This is a genomic window from Paraburkholderia sp. SECH2 (assembly GCF_030464795.1).
GTDB lineage: Bacteria > Pseudomonadota > Gammaproteobacteria > Burkholderiales > Burkholderiaceae > Paraburkholderia > Paraburkholderia aspalathi.
Map to the genome: position 1 here is coordinate 375220 of NZ_JALPRH010000004.1, position 15712 is coordinate 390931.

General features: G+C 62.7%; 15 protein-coding genes. 11 read left to right on the plus strand and 4 right to left on the minus strand.

The window, feature by feature from the left end; genetic code table 11:
• Nucleotides 1–259: 259 nt before the first annotated feature.
• The 3 genes from M0D66_RS10925 to M0D66_RS10935 are packed head-to-tail and all read left to right on the plus strand — an operon-like array spanning nt 260 to nt 4519.
• On the plus strand, nt 260–2578 hold the full coding sequence (locus M0D66_RS10925; RefSeq protein WP_200570855.1) for a sigma-54-dependent Fis family transcriptional regulator: 2319 nt from the start codon (nt 260–262) through the stop codon (nt 2576–2578).
• On the plus strand, nt 2568–3785 hold the full coding sequence (locus M0D66_RS10930) for a DUF917 domain-containing protein (protein ID WP_266210747.1): 1218 nt from the start codon (nt 2568–2570) through the stop codon (nt 3783–3785). Before M0D66_RS10925 ends, M0D66_RS10930 begins: the two co-directional genes overlap by 11 nt.
• Before the next feature lie 8 nt (nt 3786–3793).
• Entirely contained in the window at nt 3794–4519 is a 726-nt protein-coding gene (locus M0D66_RS10935; RefSeq protein ID WP_266210773.1) for an aspartate/glutamate racemase family protein, read from the plus strand.
• Between the two features lie 1210 nt (nt 4520–5729).
• Here the strand turns inward: M0D66_RS10935 and M0D66_RS10940 are convergent.
• A complete protein-coding gene (locus tag M0D66_RS10940) occupies nt 5730–6551 on the minus strand; it encodes an IclR family transcriptional regulator (RefSeq protein ID WP_266210748.1) in 822 nt (273 codons plus the stop codon).
• A gap of 153 nt (nt 6552–6704) precedes the next feature.
• Between M0D66_RS10940 and M0D66_RS10945 the strand changes: the two genes are divergently transcribed.
• Genes M0D66_RS10945 through M0D66_RS10960 form a run of 4 tightly spaced genes read left to right on the plus strand, consistent with a single transcriptional unit; the run spans nt 6705 to nt 10190 of the window.
• On the plus strand, nt 6705–7469 hold the full coding sequence (locus M0D66_RS10945) for an ABC transporter substrate-binding protein (protein ID WP_054041519.1): 765 nt from the start codon (nt 6705–6707) through the stop codon (nt 7467–7469).
• Nucleotides 7470–7498: 29 nt separating this feature from the next.
• Nucleotides 7499–8155: an amino acid ABC transporter permease gene (locus tag M0D66_RS10950; protein WP_093642700.1), complete on the plus strand. Its 657-nt coding sequence runs from the start codon at nt 7499–7501 to the stop codon at nt 8153–8155.
• On the plus strand, nt 8152–8901 hold the full coding sequence (locus tag M0D66_RS10955) for an amino acid ABC transporter ATP-binding protein (protein WP_211707189.1): 750 nt from the start codon (nt 8152–8154) through the stop codon (nt 8899–8901). The genes M0D66_RS10950 and M0D66_RS10955 overlap by 4 nt, the downstream gene beginning before the upstream one ends.
• Nucleotides 8898–10190: an FAD-binding oxidoreductase gene (locus M0D66_RS10960; protein ID WP_266210749.1), complete on the plus strand. Its 1293-nt coding sequence runs from the start codon at nt 8898–8900 to the stop codon at nt 10188–10190. Before M0D66_RS10955 ends, M0D66_RS10960 begins: the two co-directional genes overlap by 4 nt.
• Nucleotides 10191–10230: 40 nt before the next feature.
• Here M0D66_RS10960 and M0D66_RS10965 read toward each other — a convergent pair whose 3' ends face one another.
• Nucleotides 10231–11109: a LysR family transcriptional regulator gene (locus tag M0D66_RS10965; protein WP_266210750.1), complete on the minus strand. Its 879-nt coding sequence runs from the start codon at nt 11107–11109 to the stop codon at nt 10231–10233.
• On the opposite strand from M0D66_RS10965, the gene M0D66_RS10970 reads away from it, so the two are divergent.
• From M0D66_RS10970 to M0D66_RS10980, 3 genes are read left to right on the plus strand one after another with little or no spacing between them, the layout of a single operon-like run.
• Entirely contained in the window at nt 11090–11302 is a 213-nt protein-coding gene (locus tag M0D66_RS10970; protein ID WP_266210751.1) for a hypothetical protein, read from the plus strand. The genes M0D66_RS10965 and M0D66_RS10970 overlap by 20 nt on opposite strands.
• A 10-nt stretch (nt 11303–11312) precedes the next feature.
• Nucleotides 11313–12140 (plus strand): pirin family protein, encoded by an 828-nt coding sequence (locus tag M0D66_RS10975; protein WP_266210752.1) that lies wholly within the window; start codon nt 11313–11315, stop codon nt 12138–12140.
• Between the two features lie 53 nt (nt 12141–12193).
• Nucleotides 12194–12799, plus strand: a complete 606-nt coding sequence (locus M0D66_RS10980; protein ID WP_093642717.1) for an isochorismatase family protein — start codon at nt 12194–12196, stop codon at nt 12797–12799.
• Nucleotides 12800–12883: 84 nt separating this feature from the next.
• On the opposite strand, the gene M0D66_RS10985 is transcribed toward M0D66_RS10980, so the two are convergent.
• Both M0D66_RS10985 and M0D66_RS10990 read right to left on the minus strand, forming a co-directional pair.
• A complete protein-coding gene (locus tag M0D66_RS10985; RefSeq protein WP_244869533.1) occupies nt 12884–13471 on the minus strand; it encodes an ATP phosphoribosyltransferase regulatory subunit in 588 nt (195 codons plus the stop codon).
• A 284-nt stretch (nt 13472–13755) separates the two neighbouring features.
• Nucleotides 13756–14415, minus strand: a complete 660-nt coding sequence (locus M0D66_RS10990) for an NADPH-dependent F420 reductase (protein WP_266210753.1) — start codon at nt 14413–14415, stop codon at nt 13756–13758.
• Between the two features lie 133 nt (nt 14416–14548).
• On the opposite strand from M0D66_RS10990, the gene M0D66_RS10995 reads away from it, so the two are divergent.
• Entirely contained in the window at nt 14549–15445 is an 897-nt protein-coding gene (locus tag M0D66_RS10995; RefSeq protein ID WP_266210754.1) for a LysR family transcriptional regulator, read from the plus strand.
• Nucleotides 15446–15712: the final 267 nt, after the last annotated feature.

Sequence of the window (15712 nt, forward strand, 5' to 3'; positions counted from 1 at the left end):
AGAGTACCCATCCGCTCGCCCACCCTCGCAGCACACTGCAATGCAATCCGCAATCGCGTTGTTGCGAGGGTTATTTTCGAAAAGACAACATCGGCAACAAGCCGTCATACTCTGTCTCTTTATTACGGTGGACGGATTCGACCACGCAATTGGACAAACTGGCCAGACGCCAGACCGATTTGCATGACCGTCCGCCCCGTCTTTTCGACGGTAATTTCCGCGTTGCGCAACACGCGGATCAAGTGGAGCGTATTTTGTAATGAGTTACACCCCTGACGTTCCGTTCGCTCACGACAAGGCTGATTCCGGCGCCTTCGTAGGCGGCGCGCCAGCGTTTCGCCAACTGGTCCGCATGATCGATCGGGTTGCCCCCACCGATCATCCCTTGCTCATTTTTGGGCCGACTGGTTCAGGCAAGGAACTGGTCGCTCGCCGTGTGCACGCACACAGCCTGCGTCAGGATCAACCCTTCGTCGACGTCAACTGCGGCGCGATTCCAGAGAACCTCGTCGAAGCCGAATTGTTCGGCCACGTTAAAGGCGCCTTCACCGGCGCGGGCGAAAACCGCCAGGGACTTTTCCAGCAGGTCGGCAAGGGCACGCTGCTGCTCGATGAAATCGGCGAACTGCCGCTCGCGCTGCAACCCAAACTGCTGCGTGTACTCGAAACGCGAACCTTCCGTCCGATTGGTTCGTCAACCAGTCTGCATTTCGCAGGACGCGTGGTTGCCTCGACTCACCGCGACCTGCGCGAACTCGCACGCGAAGGACTCTTCCGCGAGGACCTTTTCTACCGGCTCGCGGTCTTCGTGCTTGCCGTGCCCGGACTCGAACAGCGCGTCGAGGACATTCCAGCCCTTGTCACCCACTTCGCGTCGCAGCACACGCGCCGTCTGGAGTTTTCGCCGGCCGCCGTTCGCCGGCTTGCCCAGCACGCATGGCCGGGCCACATCCGGCAATTGCGCAACCTGATCAGCCAGTTGAGCGTGCTCGCCGAGAACACGAACATCGACGTCGACTCGCTCGAGCCGTTTCTCGCCAACGAAACCGGCGGACCCGTGTCGCGCGCCAGCCTCGCCGACATGCTGCTGCAACTCGAAGGGCGCGACAAACTCGCGGCCGCTGAAGACCTTTTGATCGACCGCGCGCTCGAGCGGACCGGGCGCAACAAGAGTGCGGCAGCCACCCTGTTGGGCGTAGGCCGCAAGACAATCGAGCGGCGTCTGAAGTCGCGCGAGGAACATCACCGTGAAGCGCGCAAGTGTCTCGAACATGCGAGCGCGCTGATCGAAGAATCGAAGTTCGCCGAAGCCATTCCGCCGTTGCGCCGCTGCCTCGACCTGCTGCAGACGCCGCACGAACAGGAGGCCGCGCGCCGTCTTCAGTTCGACGCCTACCGCTTGCTCGGCATGAGCCTGCGCAGCGTGCACGGCTGGCTGTACGCGGAGGCTACCGCCTGCTACGCCGCCGCGCTGGCCGTCGGCGAAGGCGTCTGTACCCCCGCCGAAATCGCCGCAATCCAGTTCGGCGTCTGGACCACGCAGTTGACGACGCTGCAACTCAAGCAGGCGCGCGCAACCGCGCAGAACATGCTGGAGCGCGCGCAGAACGGCGGCGACCGGGTGTCGCTCGACGAAGCTCACGTCGCGATGACGAACACCCTCTTCTGGCTCGGCGACAGCGAAGAAGCCCTCGCCTGTCTCGCGCGCGGCAACCTGCTTGGCGTGGCGCGCGACGACACCCGTACCGGCTCGCAAGGGATCGATCTCGCCAGTCTCGCGTTGACTTTCGAAGGACTCGCGGCCTACCAGATCGGCGCCTTCGGACAGGCGCGGCGCGCCATGGAAATGTTGATCCTGCGCGCCTCGGAGCCAGGCGCGCACGCGTTCGCTCATGCCGTCAACCTGCAGGGCGCCTCCTGGCTCGCCTGCCTGTTCGAAGACATGGACCGGCTGGGGCATCTCGCGAGCGAACTCGAGTCGGTCTCGATCGCGAACGGCTTCGCGTTCTACCGGGGCGTCGGGCAGGTCCTTCGCGCCTGCCACCTCAGTGCGCTCGGCCATTCCGATGAAGCGGAAACTGTCATGCTCGACGGCTACGATAACCACGTCGTTTGCAACGGCGGTGCGCTGTTCTATTCCTTCATGGCCTGGCAGCACGGCGAGCTGCTGCTGCGCGCCGGCCGCGCGAAAACCTGCGAGACGATGCTCGCCGCCGCGATCGACGAGACCCTCGCGCGTCAGGAACGTGTCTACCTGGGCGAACTCCTGGTTACCCGGGCGCGCGCGCAGTGGGCACTCGGCGAGGTGAACGCCGCGGAACTGGGTCTGCGTACCGCGTTGTCTACTGCGCTCGCGTTCGGCTCGGTGCCGGCGCGCGTGGACGCCGCACGCTATCTCGCCGATCTGCTGCGCGCCACCGGCCGCATCGCCGAAGCAATCGACATCCTCGAGCGCGGTTTGCGTTCGCTGACGACTGATTCAACCACGCGTGTCACCAGCGCCATGAGTTTGCTCGCCGAACTCCAGCGCGAAGTTTCTATCGACGTCTATACGAAAGGAATAACAAATGGCCTATGAGTTACGCAAGGAAGACCTGGAACCGCTGCTGCTAGGGGCCGCGTTCTTTGGCAGCGGTGGCGGCGGCACAATCGAATCCGCGCGGCATCTGGCTGCGCATTTTGTCCCCGGCAATTACTACTCGACCGACACGATCAAGGTTGTGTCCGTCGAAGAAGCCACCGAAGGCGCGGCGGTCATGGTCGCCTATCTCGGTGCGCCCGAAGCGATCAATTCAGCCATCTACCCGCTCGGGCCGGTGACGGCTGTGCAGAATGTCCAGGCCCGACTCGCATCGCAGTCCACCAGGCTCGCCTATGTGATGCCGCCGGAAAGCGGCGCGCTGGGCTTCACGGTGGCGGCGCTCGTGGCGGCAAAGCTCGGCCTCGCGGTCATCGACGCTGACGGAGCCGGCCGCGCCGTTCCCTCGCTGCCGATGCTCACCTTCGCAGCCGCCGAAATCGATCCGCGCCCGGCGTTCCTCGTGAGCCAGGGCGGCCTGTGCGTCGAACTCGACGTGACGCCGCGCGACAGCAACCACGGCGGTCCGACTCATCAACGCGACGTGTCGGCGATCGTCGAACAGATGATGCGTCCGGTCGTCGCCGATCCCGAGTTCGGCCAGTTCGGCGGCCTCGCGATGTGGGTCATGACGCCGGCCGATATCGGCCGCGCGACACCCATCCGCGGCACGCTAAAACGCGCGCTGGACCTCGGGCGCGCGGTGCAGGCCGGGCAGATCGGCAGCGCCCAGCAGATGATCGGCTATCTCAATGAGCGTTGCGGGCTCGCCGCGCGGGCTATCTCGGAGCCGGGCGAGCTGGTCTCGGCCGAAGTCGATACGAGCGGCGGCTTCGACGTCGGCAAGATTCGCATTCAGGCCGGCCAGCATACTTACACGGTGATGTACCAGAACGAGTCGCTGCTCGCGTGGGACAGCGCGAGTCCGCAGCCGATCGTGCTGTCGCCGGACAGCGTCGCCTATTTCGTCGGCGGCGAAGGCCAGTCGATCTACAGCAACGGCGACCTCGTGCAGGATGACGGCTCGCTGAACCCGGCGATCGGCAAGCGCCCCGTCACGCTGATTGCCTGGCGTGCCGAAGCCGAACTGCGCAAACCTGGTCTGATTCTCGACAGCTTCATGCAGTTGCTGAACTCGCTCGGCTATCTCGGGCCGTATGTGCCGCTGGAATCGCTTCCCCCCACGACCAGGGGAAACCTGTCTTGAACACGCCTTTGAATCCCACTCTGCGCATCTGTGTGCTCGTGCCCGTCGCCACGTCGCAATACAACGAACGCATCCTGAAGGCGATCGCTCCGGTCGTGCCGCCGGACGTCAAGGTCGAGATCCGCAACATCACGCAGGGGCACCCCGATATCGAGAACCGCACGAACTGGCTGCAGAACGGCATGCCGGTGGTCGAGCTTGCGCAAGCAATCTCAAACGACGGTTTCGACGGCATCTGGCTGACCGACTTCGACATGTGCGGCGTTGAAGCCGCGCGCGAGGTGATCGACATTCCGATCATCGGCGGCTTTCCCGCTACGGCCTTCACGGCGCTCGCGCTCAGCCAGCGCTTCTCGATCGTCACGATCCTGCAAAGCACGCTCGCAATGCAGCGCGGTCATCCGCAGACCTATGGCATCCAGGACTCGTTCGCGTCGATCCGTGCGATCAATTGCCCCGTCGCGCAACTCGACGACGTCGATGTGGTGGTCATTCGCACCTTCGAAGCGGCGCTGAAGGCGATCAAGAAGGACGGCGCGCAGTCCATTCTGCTCGGGTGCACAGGTTTCGTGGACGTCGCGAGCCGCGTCTCCCAGTTGCTCACCAAGGAACTGGGCGCCTATGTGCCGGTGATCGATCCGAATCAGGCCGGGTTCAGCTTCCTCGTGTCATTGGTGCGTATGCAGGTGCGCCCCAGCCGGTTGACCTATAGCAAGGTCAGTCTCCAGTCGTAAGCAGCACTGCCTTCCCTGCCTGTCTATCCATCCGGCGCGGCGCGCGATTGCCGCGCCGGATGTTCTCGCCTCAATCAGCCTCTCCCCCACACCTTCCTGCGCCCTCACCGGGCTCGCCGTCATACGGACGAATTAGTCCTTCGATGCGCCACGATTTGCCGATTGGACGAAATCGTCCACTTCCGGACGCGCGCATGGACGAGACTGTCCAATGCCGCGACTGAAAAGTTTCGACATTCCCGCCGCCATGCGGCTTCGCAGCATGGCACATTGATTGCTTATATACGGTTGATGGCCACCACCGACCGATAAAAACGACCACCAAGGCGGCAGTAGTACCCAGAACGCGCAATAAACCTGCCAGACAAGCCGGGGAGCCTGAGGGACCAAAAAAGATCGCGCGCTGCAATGTGTTCGACGCACCGACGTCTGGCGACGTCCTGTTTGTTTGCGGATCGCCGACGTTGCTGATCGAGGGATCGCCGTGAATCGTCACGACCCTGCGGTTAGTGATCCGAACCATGTTTGACGCGCGATCAACGCCAACGATACCAAGTCGCTGGCGGCAGTTTGAGAGAGGGCTGTGCTGTTGTTGTAGCTGTAACTGTTGTGTGTCGGCACGCGGCAACCGAATACTTCCGTAGAGAAGATCGTTGCAATGCGTAAAACCGACATGGTGGAATCCGCCCGGCTATGCATCAGGCGGGCCGCTCCGAGGTTCGGCCGTCGTTGCCTCCCTTTGCGGGGACAGGCAGCGGCGGCCCGCCCTTTTAATTTGTCCGCGTCAATCGCGGCACATCGACCGATCCTGCGTGAAGCACGTTGCGGCACTCACGCACCCGGCCACCCCCCCAGGTTTTTCCGGATAGCCAGGTAAGCGGTCTTTTTGCGTTGCGTTGCATTGCATTACCGCGCAGTCCACCGCGCGGACGAGAATCTGCTTTAGAAGCCCTGAGCGGTGTCAGATAGTTAGCGACGTCGCGAACGGACCAGACTGGCCATCCACGGGGAAATCGAACAATGCACCACCATCTTTTCGAAAGCGAACTCGTTCATCTTGAACGCGTAGTGGCATGCGCGCCGCAAAAACCTTTTCCGCCGACCTACTGGCGCGACCGCGTCGAACATCTGAAAAACTCCCCGCAGGCGCCGATGTATCGCCATCGCATTGCACGCCTTTCCCGCCTTGTCGGCGAACTGCACGGATAGGTCAACCCAGCGTCCTGATCGAATTGCTGATGCCACGCGCGCAATCGATCACCGCGGGTGCGAGGCGCTGCTCGGCATCGGCTAGCGTCCAGCGACTGGTCGGCGCGACCACGTGCACCGACGCCACGGGTCTTCTTTCACCATCCAGCACCGGTGCCGCAATCGTCATGTCACCGATGAACAGTTCCTCACGGTTCGACGTATAACCCCTGCGGCGCGCTTCCCCGAGCAGCGCTTCGATCTCGCCGATGTCCGTCACCGTGTACTGCGTATGCGCGACACGGTCGTTCGCCTCGAGCAGCGTGCGCACTTCGTCGTCCGGCAGCGCGCTCAGATAGGCGCGGCCTGATGCCGTGCAGTACATCGGAATACGGCTGCCTATCGGCATGTGAATCGGTACGAACTTCATGCAGACAAAACGCGCGACGTACAGCATCTCGGCGCCGTCCGGCTCGGTCAAGCTGGTCGTCTCGCCCGTCACGTTCGTGAGCTCGGAGAGGAAGGGATTGGCCACGTCGATGAGCGTATCCGCCGCGAGGTAGTTGAAGCCAATCTGCACGACACGCGGGGTCAGCTGATAGCGCTTCGTGCGGGGATGTTTGCGCACGTAACCGAGCTTCTCCAGCGTGTAAATCATCCGCTGCGCCGAACTCTTCGTGATCGAAGTCGCCTCCGCCACCTCCGGCAGGCTCATGGTCCGGCGTTGCGCGCTGAATGCGCGCAGCACCGCGATGCCTTTTTCCAGCGATTGATTGAAGAGCGCGTCCGGCACTTCGTCCGGCGATTCGCTCTCGCTTGCCTGCTCCACCCCTTTGCCGCTCATGGAAATACCCAATGGTGATCGTGATGCATTGACGTTAGCATATCGAATATCGATACGCAAATAATGTTATTCGATATTTTTGACTCGAATATGATGAAGTCAAACCAGTCACCGATTCCTCAATCGTAGTCCGTCACCGTCGTGGAGAATCTCATGATCCAGTTAGTCAAGCGCATCGCCGGCGCAGCCGTCGCGCTGTTGGTCCTCGCAGCAACGCCGGCCATGGCGGCCGCCGAGCCGGAGTACACGGTTGGCGCGACGGCCACCGGCGTGCCCTTCACCTTCCTCGACGTGAAAAGCAACTCGATCCAGGGTCTGCTGGTCGATGCGATCACCGCCACCGGCAAGGCCGCCGGTTTCGACGTGAAGGTGGAACAGACCACCTTCTCCGCGCTGATCCCGTCGCTCACCACGAAGAAGATCGACGTGATCTCCGCCGCCATGCTGAAGACGCCGGCCCGCGAGCAGGTCGTCGACTTCTCCGACACGGTCTATTCGTATGGCGAAGGTCTCATCGTGCGCGCCGACGACAAGGGCAAGTACACGTCGATGGACGATCTCAAGGGCGAAGTGGTCGGCGCGCAAGTGGGCACCGCCTTCGTCGACGCGCTGAACAAGAAAGGCATCTTCAAGGAAGTGCGCACGTACGATTCGGTCGCGGACATCATGCGCGACGTCGCGCTCGGCCGCATCAAGGCAGGCTTCGGCGACCATCCGATCATCGCGTACCAGTTGCAGAAGAACCCGAACCCGCAGTTGCGGCTCGTCGACGGTTATCAGCCGAGCGTGAAAGGCCAACTGTGCTTCGTGGTGCGCAAGGGCGATAACGCAACGCTGGAGAAGCTGAACGCCGGTATCCGCAAAATCAAGGCAGACGGCACGCTCACGCAGATCATCAAGAAGTGGCAGGTGGAATGACGCGGCTCGCTGCCTGAGGAGATCACGTCATGTTCATCCAGAATGCGCTCGACTTCCTGCCGATCCTGCTGAAAGGCGCGGTCGTCACTGTCGAGATCACCTTCTGCGCGTTCGTTCTCAGTACGCTCCTCGGGCTCGTGCTGGCGCTCATGCGCGTGTCGTCGAACAAGGTGCTCTCGAACGCGGCGGCCACGTTCATCAACGTGATTCGCGGCCTGCCGATCATCGTGCAGCTATTCTACATCTACTTCGTGCTGCCCGATCTCGGCGTGCAGTTGAGCGCGTTCCAGGCGGGGTTCATCGGGCTGGGCGTTGCCTACTCGGCGTATCAGGCGGAAAACTTTCGCGCCGGCATTCAGGCAATCGACCACGGCCAGATCGAAGCCGCGCAATCCATCGGCATGCGTAGCCCGCTGATCATGCGCCGCGTGATCCTGCCGCAAGCGTTTCGAATCGCCCTGCCGCCGTATGGCAACACGCTCGTGATGATGCTGAAGGACTCGTCGCTGGCCTCGACCATTACCGTCGCGGAAATGACGCGCGCCGGCCAGCTGATTGCGTCGTCGACGTTCCAGAACATGACGGTATTCACGCTCGTCGCGCTGCTCTATCTCGCACTCAGCCTGCCGCTCGTCTACGGCTTGCGGCGCCTTGAGCGCCGTCTCGGTCAGAAGGGAAAGCGATGATCGAAGTTCAATCCATTCACAAACGCTTCCACGATCAGGAAGTGCTCAAGGGCGTCAGCCTCAACGTCGAGGCCGGCCAGGTCGTCTGTCTGATTGGACCGTCGGGCTCGGGCAAGTCGACGCTCCTGCGCTGCATCAACGGTCTCGAAACCTATGACGCAGGCACGATCACCGTTGAAGGCGCGCGCGTCGACGCCAGGTCGAAGCACATCCATGAGTTGCGCACGCAGGTCGGCATGGTGTTTCAGCGCTTCAATCTGTTTCCGCATCGCACGGCGCTGGAGAACGTCTGCGAAGGGCCGCTCTATGTGAAAAAGGAAGCGGGTGATGCGGCGCGCGAGAAAGCGCGGCATTTGCTCGACAAGGTTGGCCTCGCGCACCGGATGGACGCGTATCCAGCCGAACTCTCGGGTGGCCAGCAACAGCGCGTCGCCATCGCGCGTGCACTGGCGATGGAGCCGAAAGCCATTCTCTTCGACGAACCAACTTCCGCGCTCGATCCGGAACTCGTCGGCGAAGTGCTCGGCGTGATGCGGCAACTCGCGAACGACGGCATGACGATGATCGTCGTCACGCACGAGATGGGCTTCGCACGCGAAGTAGCCGATCGCGTGTGCTTTCTGTACGACGGCACCATTTGCGAGGAAGGCGCGGCAGCCGATCTGCTCGAGCGGCCGACTCATCCGCGCACGCGCGATTTTCTGCGCCGCATGCTCACGCCCACGTCGAATGGAATCGCTCAATGAAGTCAGTAGAAGCAGGCCAGCCGTTGCCGCCCTCGCTCTGGGCTGCCACCGCTGAGGCCGCGGTGCGCACGCCGCCGCTCGATGCACCGAAGCGTGTTCAGGTGGCGATTGTGGGCGCGGGTTACACGGGCTTATCCACGGCGCTGCATTTGAGCGAACTCGGTGTGGACGTCTGCGTGATCGATGCGAACGAGCCGGGCTGGGGCGCATCGGGACGCAATGGCGGACAGGTGATCCCGGGTCTCAAGTACGACCCCGACGAACTCTTGCGCCGGTTTGGCCCGGAGGATGGCGACGCGCTCGTCAGGATGGCGGGCGGCGCAGCCGACACGGTGTTCGATCTGATCGAGCGCCACAGCATCGCATGCGATGCGACACGCGCCGGCTGGATTCAGCCCACGCATTCGACCAGACTGCTCGATACGCTGCATGCGCGGGCGCGCCAGTGGGAATCGCGTGGCGCGCGCGTCGAGTTACTTGATCGCGCGCAGATTGCGCAGCGGCTCGGCACGGAGGCGTTTGTCGGGGGCTGGGTGGACCGCCGCGCGGGCAGCGTGCAACCGCTCAGCTACGCGCGGGGACTGGCGCGCGCGGCCCTCGCGCGTGGCGTGGCGATTCACGGCACGACGGTCGCGAGCCGTCTCGAACAGCGCGCCGATGGATGGCGCATTCACACGGCTCACGGACCGGCCATCGACGCGCGTCAGGTCCTGCTTGCAACCAATGGATACAGCGATTCGCTGTGGCCGGGGATCGCGCAGTCGGTGATCGCGGCGAACAGCTTCATCGTGGCGACGAAGCCGCTCGCCGCGAAGATCAGCGAAAGCATACTGCCCGGGCGTGAAGTGGCGTCGGATTCGCGGCGCTTGCTGCTGTACTTCCGGCGCGACAGCGAAGGCCGCCTGTTGATTGGCGGCCGCGGACCTTTTCGCGAACCACGCGGTGCGGCGGACTGGGCGCACCTCGAACGCGCCGCCAGATTGTTGTACCCGCAACTGTTGGACGTCGAGTACGAGTATCGCTGGGCCGGACGCATCGCCATCACGCGGGATTTCCTGCCGCATGTTCATCTGCCCGCAGCGGGACTGACAATCGCGCTAGGCTACAACGGCCGCGGGATCGCGATGGCCACGACGCTCGGCAAGCACCTCGCTGCGCATCTGGCAGGCGCGGCGCGTGGACTGCCGTTGCCGCCGACATCGATTCGGCGGATCCCGCTGCACGCGCTTCAGCGCTTTTATATCAGCGCTGGGGTTGCGTGGTATGGATTGCTCGATGTGATGAGTTAGATCGAACGTTGGGAATGTGGCCGGTCATGCTCCGGCCTATTCACGCCCCCAGATGTTCGCGCAAGAACTCGATGAAACGTTGTGTCTTCGCGGGCAGCAACCGCGTCTCGGTGATGGCGTAGACGGGAACAGACGGCGCTTGCCACGCTGGCATCACCCGATGCAACAGCCCGGCGGCGACATCATCGGCCGCGATTTCTTCAGGCAGCACGGCAATGCCGAGATCGAGCGTCGCCAGTCGCCGGATCATGCCGACGCTGTTAAGCAAAAACCGGCCGCCTACTGCAATCTCGACCGTTTCCTTTACCCGATGAAGACTCCATCCGGCGACTTCCGCCGGCTTGAGACGCAAGCACTCGTGCCGCAAGAGATCGGCCGGCTCACCTGGCTCACCATAAAGTTCGACATAGCGCGGCGATGCATAGAGATACCGCGGCAAACGAGCGAGCTGTCGTGCGATCAGATTCGAGCTCGGCGGCTCCCCCATGCGAATCGCGACATCGACGGGCTCGGTGACCAGATCGACGCGACGCGGCGTGAGGTCAAACTCGAAGCTGATGCCCGGATAGCGCCGGGCGAATTCCGCGAGCAAAGGCGCGAGAAAAATATTCGCGAAATCGACCGGCAACGACGCGTGTAACACGCCAACTGGCTGCGCCAGCATCTCACCGAGCTGCTCGTGCGCAAGCCGCGCCTCTTCCACGATGCGCCTCGCGCGTTCGAAGTAGAGCTGACCGGCTTCGGTCGGCTCGATCTTGCGCGTAGTCCGATGCAGAAGGCGCAATCCGATTGCCTTCTCCAGTGCACTGATCCGGCGCGACAGCGTCGAGTTGGGCACCCCGATTGCCTCGGCCGCGCGGCGAAAGCTCTTCGCCTTGACCACCTCGACGAACAGCGCCATGTCGTTCAGAAACTCCACCTCACTGCTCCAAAAATGGCTCAATGATTTCCATTTTGCCATCTTTATCCCATCTACGGTTTTCCGGATGATGACCACATCTGATGAACACATCACCACTGAGGAGCACAAGATGCGTCAGCTTTTCACCCACGTCGCCCTGTTCGGCGCAAGCGTCGATCACTTCGCGCCGAGTGCGGCCGGTAACGTCTGAGGACCGGGCCATGTCAACCGCCATCGCCCGCATGCAGCGCGCCAATCGGGGAAGCCATTTCCGCGCGTACCGCCTGCATGGTTCCGATCCCTCGCAACTCGATCCCTTCATGGGTATCGACCACGCCTGGATGAGTGCGCCCACCTTCCCGCCGCATCCGCACGCCGGTTTCTCCGCGGTGACTTACCTGTTCCTCGACTCGGAGACAGGCATTGCCAACCGCGATTCGCTCGGTAACAGCACGCTGATCGAACCGGGCGGCCTGCATTGGACTGCTGCAGGACGGGGTGTGGTCCATGAAGAAAATCCCGCAGTGCTGGGGAGTACCACTCACCTGCTGCAAATCTTCGTCAATCTCCCGCGGGCAAAGCAGGATGCGGCGCCGTTCGCGCTGAGCCTGGCCCCCGAGGACGTGCCGGTGGTGCAGCGCCCCGGTGTCCGGGTCCGCGTTCCATTGGGCAGTTTTGACGGCGTGCGCTCCCCGCTGACACCGCCGACGCAGGTCACCTTGCTGGACATCACGCTGGAGGCCGGCGCTGAGCTGGCGCTGCCGGTGGCCGCGGGCGAGCGCGCCTTCTTCATGCCGATCCACGGCCGCGCGGAACTCGATGGCGAAGGCTTCGGCCTCGACGACCTCGGTGCCCCGATCCTGCCGGCCGCGGCCGACACGACGACGCACAAGCTAGCAGCCATTGCTGGCGGCGCCAGGGTCGCCGTGTTCATCGGCGAACCGCTGCACCAGCCTGTGCTTTCAAACGGACCTATGGCTTTTGCGAGCGAGGAGAGCCTGATCGCGGCAACCGCCGCTTACCACCGTGGCGAGATGGGAAGGCTGTAACAGGCCTCCACGAACCCGGGGCATACGCCCCATCACTACTTAGGAGTTACTTCATGAAGGTTGAACGATTCACTGCCGACAACACCGCCTTGCTGCTGATCGACCATCAGGTCGGCACGATGCAACTGATCAAGAACATCGACCGCGAACTCGCTGCGAAACAGTCGATTGCGCTGGCCAAGATGGCGAAGATTCTCAATCTGCCGGTCGTGATCACGTCCAGTCAGGAAGACCATGCCCAAGGGCCGATTCTTCCGGAAATCGCCGCGATTCTGCCCGAAGCGCACGCGGCGCGAATCAAGCGCCCTGGCGTCGTCAACGCATGGGCCTATCCCGACTTCCGCGAAGCGGTGCTCGCCACGGGGCGCAAGAACCTGATCATGGCGGGCGTGACCACCGACGTTTGCCTGATCTTCCCGGCAATCGATGCTGCGCTCGAAGGCTTTGGCGTGCAGGCAGTGATGGATGCTTCAGGATCGCCTAGCGATCTTTCCGAAGAGTTTTCGCGTCAACGGATGCACGATGCGGGCGTGGTGCTCACCGCCACCAACACGCTCATGGCGGAAATCGCGCAGGACTGGTCCACCCCTGCGGGACAACAGCTGATCACGTTGCTGTTCACCGATGTGTTCCCGGCTCTTGGCGCCGGCATCGCTTAAATTCGCAGCCACATCCGGTTGACTGAAGCGCATGGCGCTTCAGTCAACCGATCGGCTCGTGTTGATCAATCTCTACACGGCCGTCTACCCTAGCCCTTGAGCCACCATCGCCAGCAGTAACCGCTCTGCGCCGATGCCAAAACCCGCGCCTTCGCGATACGCCCCACCGCCGACGATCTGCTGTTGCGCGCCGAGTTCGGTGCAGCGCATCTCGAAGCCCATGCCGTTCAGGTAATAGCTAAGACCGCGTCGAGCCGAACTGTCGATTTCGTAGCGCAGTCCGAACGAATCCAGAAAACCCGCCACGATCTCCTGGCTGCGCAGGTTGGCCCGTTGAGGATCCGGGCAAAGATATTCGAAGCCGAGTTGCGAGAATTCGCGGTATCGGCCTGCCTGCGGCCGTTCATACCGATAGCATCGCGCAACATAGAACAGCATGCGCTCCGTCTGCCGTCCCAGTAATTCCGTGCAGCGCTCCTGGAAGAGCGCTGTCGCCTCCGGGATCAGACAGCACGGTCTGCCTTTCTTGTCCGGGAAAGCCCACATCTGCCCGATGACCTCACTGCCACCGGCTTTCTGGATAAAGGTGTCTTGTCCCCACAGCGCGGGAACGATCGCCTCCTCTGCCCCGGCTTCAATGAAGGTAGCTCCGGAAGCGGTTTTCGAGTGCACGAATTTGTGCGGCTTCGGTTCCGACGATAAAACGGGTTCCACGGATCATGGTCATATCTGGTCTCTTGTGCGTAGAAATAAAAAAGGCGCCCTGGGGGCGCCTTGGTCGTTGGTGCATGAAACGGGATCAGTGAAATCCCGATTCCCTGCTATGGACGTAACGAACCACGGCGCAACAGCATGCGGCCGTGATGGTGGTGAAAGTTGAACAGTACGTTACGGGATTCCATGGAGGGCATAGTCGCACATCGATCTAATTTTGGAAACACATCGCCGCGCTCCACTCAATGCCGCCACGATCCATGCGCCAACTCGACGTCCCGCTGCGCCGCCGCCAATCCTTCGACGATGCCCGCGCGATCCAGTGGAATGCAATAGACCGGCTTCGCACGCTCGAAACGCCAACTGTCGGTGAGCGCGCCGGCATCGACTGGATCGAAGCCGAACTGATCGAGAAGCTCGCGCACAACGTGTTTGGCCTGCTCGTCATCGCTGGCGAACGGCAAAGCCCGGCGATTCGACGCATCGGCAGGCTTGCCGTCCGTTTCGAGGTCCCTCGCCAGAATCGCGTTGAAGGCCTTGACCACTTTCGCACCCGGCAACGCGGCGGCCAGCATCTGACTGGTGGTCGTCGAGCGACTGTCGAGCGCCTCGATGTGGCCGTCGCGGTCGGGATAGTAGTTGCACGTGTCGATCACAATCTTGCCGTCGAGTGCCGCAACCGGCAGCGCGCCAATGTTGCTGAAGGGCACGGTCACCACCACCACGTCACCGAACTTCGCCGCCTCTTCAGCCGTGCCGAGCGCACAGCCAAGCACTGCGGCCGTGCTGATCAAGGTTCGCGGATCACGGGAATTACTGATCATCACTTCGTGACCATGGTTTTTCGCGACGATCGCCATCGCGCGGCCGAGAAAACCGGCGCCGAGAATGCCTATCTTCATGTTTCACACTCCATGTTTATCCGCGGATCGCCCGGTTGAGCGCCCGCCCATCGGTGAGAAGCACTATGATTCAAAACTTCAACCGGATAAATGGGCGTAGTTTGATGGCTGTCGAAACCAGTAGTGGTGAATCATGGATCGTTTGACCAGCATGGCCGTGTTCGTGAAAACGGCCGACAGCGGCTCGTTCGCCGCGGCCGCGCTCGCCTTCGCCATCTCCGCGCAGATGGCCGGCAAGCATGTCAGCACGCTGGAGGAACGCGTCGGCGCGCGTTTGCTCAACCGGACCACGCGCCGCCAGAGCCTCACGGAGATCGGCCAGATTTTCTACGAACGCTGCAAGGCGCTGCTGGCGGATGCCGACGCGGCTGAATCCGTCGCGCAGGAGCTGTCTGCCTCGCCGCGCGGGCGTTTGCGCATCACGGCGCCGGTGACTTTCGGCGTCTGCTGTCTCGCGCCGATGATCACGCGTTACCTGAAGGCCAATCCCGAGGTACGGGTCGAGTTGGCGCTGACCGACCGCTTCGTCGATCTGATCGACGAAGGCTATGAAGCCGCGATCCGTCTCGGCTCGCTGTCGGATTCGTCGTTGATCGCGCGGCAGTTGATGCCGTACCGGCTGGTTGCCTGCGCGTCGCCCGGTTACGTGGCCGAGCGCGGCGAGCCGCAGACGCCGCAAGCGCTGGCGCAGCACGAGTGCCTGAGCTTCGTCTATACAAGCCTGCCGGTTGACACCGCATGGCGTTTCACTGAGGCCGAGGGCGAACATGTGGTGCCGATCTCGGGCCGCTTTCAGGCCAACGACGTGAAAGCGCTGCTGGCCGCGGCCCTCAATGGCGGCGGCGTGATCCTCGCGCCCGAAGTGGCGGTGAAGGACGAACTCGCTGCGGGCCGGCTGGTACGTCTGCTGAACGGCTACGAAGCGCCCGCACGCCCCATGCATCTGGTGTTTCCGGCCAGTCGCGCCACCCCGAAACTGCGCGCGTTTATCGATCAGGTGGTGGCCGAATTCGGGCCGCACGCCGCGTGAAACGGGCCGCCGTGCACATCCGGAAGAGCGCCTCCACCACCCGCCAATCTCCACCCATTAGCCGCTAGAATTCCCGCCTTTGCCCGCGTCGGGCGCGCGACAAGGCAAAATACTGGTTTTGCGCGCGCAAAACGCGCCGCGAATCCGGATGAATCAGACCTCGGCGGCAGGCTTGCCGCCGACCCTCGCAATGACGCATGACGACGGCCCAGCACGCCAATCAGGCACGTTGGGCCCGTCGCGTGCGGCGCAGCCAGGACAGCTCGT